The sequence below is a fragment of the Mycobacterium sp. TH-M106 genome (assembly GCF_057473765.1).
This window is the reverse complement of the sequence record NZ_JBYCLE010000413.1, coordinates 1-1,646: the sequence shown is the minus strand read 5'-3', so window position 1 is coordinate 1,646 and position 1,646 is coordinate 1. Positions and strand designations below refer to the sequence as shown.

Here is a 1,646-nt window from a genome sequence, read left to right as displayed (position 1 = left end):
GGCCATGTACGTCGACAGCTTCGGTGGGCTGATCCAGGCGAAGCTTGCCGGGCTGGTCCGTTCGATCGGCGTGTGCAACTTCACCGAGGAGCACCTGATGAACGTCATCGAGCTCTCCTTCCAAACGCCGGCGGTCAACCAGATCGAGCTGCACCCGCTGCTCAACCAGGCGGAGCTGCGCAAAGTCAACGCCGACCACAACATCGTCACGCAGGCCTACAGCCCGCTCGCGGTCGGCCGGTTGCTGGATCACCCGACGGTGACCGCCATCGCCGGCGAGTACGGCCGCACCCCCGCGCAGGTGCTGATCCGGTGGAACCTACAGCTGGGCAACGTGGTGATTCCGCGGTCGTCGCAGCCCGAGCACATCGCCGGCAACCTCGACGTCTTCGACTTCGAGTTGGCCGCCGAGCACATGGACAACCTGAACGGGCTCAACGACGGCACCCGGGTCCGTGAAGACCCGCTGACCTTCACGGGTTGAGAACCTGCCGGCGCACGACGGCGCACCATTTCGAGTCATCCGGCTGGACATGTCGCCGCGGCCCGGCGCAAGGTGTCTGCCGACGGCTGGTCGAGGCGCAACGCGTAACCTCGCAGCACCGCGATGTAGGCCATGGCGTACTGGCAGCCGAAGGCGGTATTGGGCGGCATCCACAGCGCGGGCTCCGCGTCGCCCTTGTCCTGGTTGGGCTGCCCGGCGACCGCCAGCAGGTTGGCCGGGTCGTTGGCGAACCGCAGCCGCGTGGGGTACGGCCAGCCGGACGCGCCCATGTCCCAGGCGTAGGCCAGTGGGACGATGTGATCGATCTGCACCGACTCGCCGACCTTGGCTCCGCGGGTGAACGCGACGGTGGCGTTGGTGTACGGGTCGTGCAGGGTGCCGGTGGCGACGGCGTCGGGGCAGCGTTTGGTCGACACGTGGGTGACGTCGACCAGGTCACGGTTGAGGATATCGTCGCGGGTGTCGCACCCGTTGTGCCCGCCGGGGGCGTCGTTGTCGTCGGTCCACGCGTCGCCGAACGCCGCCCGGCGGTAATCGTGGCGGCGGGTGCGCTCCGGGACCACTGCGATTCCGGCCAGCACGTCGCTGCCGGGCTGCACGGTCGGCGGGCCGGCTTGCGCGACGAACTCCCGACTGCGGTGGCCGCGGTCGCCCGTCGTCGACACCGTCTGGTAGGCGACCAGCACCGCGAGCGCAGCCAGCACGCCCAGCCACAGCAGCACTTTGCGGTTCATGATTTGTCCAGGTACTCGATGCGGTCGGCGTCGGTGAAATGCGCTGCCAGCAAGGCTAATCCGGGGTCTGCGGCGTTATCAGCCCAGGCCTTGGTGCAAAACTCCCGGGCTGCCTCGATGACTTCGGCGTGTTCGGTCAACGACAGCAGCTTCAGCGCGCCCCGGCGGCCGGACTGGATCTGGCCCAACACATCCCCTTCCCCACGCTCGTGCAGGTCCAGGTCGGCCAGCACGAACCCGTCCAGGGTGTCCGCGACGGCCTGCAGCCGCCGGCCGGCCCGGGAACCTTCAGCCGCCCTGGTCACCAGCAGGCACAGGCTCTGATGCGCGCCGCGGCCGATCCGGCCCCGCAGCTGGTGCAGCTGGCTGATGCCGAACCGGTCGGCGTCGACCACCAGCATCACGGT

2 protein-coding genes and 1 pseudogene are annotated in these 1,646 nt (G+C 68.8%); 1 reads left to right on the top strand and 2 read right to left on the bottom strand.

The window, feature by feature from the left end:
• Positions 1 to 484 (top strand): aldo/keto reductase (locus AC2VOP_RS14505; protein ID WP_486961622.1); only part of this gene is annotated, 484 nt, incomplete at its 5' end.
• 35 nt (positions 485 to 519) lie between these two features.
• On the opposite strand, the gene AC2VOP_RS14500 is transcribed toward AC2VOP_RS14505, so the two are convergent.
• Positions 520 to 1,239, bottom strand: coding sequence for an HNH endonuclease family protein (locus AC2VOP_RS14500; RefSeq protein WP_486961621.1), 720 nt, complete (start codon positions 1,237 to 1,239; stop codon positions 520 to 522).
• Positions 1,236 to 1,646: pseudogene (locus tag AC2VOP_RS14495) on the bottom strand (ATP-dependent DNA helicase RecG); the annotation flags it as partial. The gene AC2VOP_RS14500 and the pseudogene AC2VOP_RS14495, both read right to left, overlap by 4 nt.

What these genes read in the sequence shown, in the direction of transcription:
- AC2VOP_RS14500 (WP_486961621.1), bottom strand. Translation starts at nt 1,239, where the DNA reads ATGAACCGCAAAGTGCTGCTGTGGCTGGGCGTGCTGGCTGCGCTCGCG.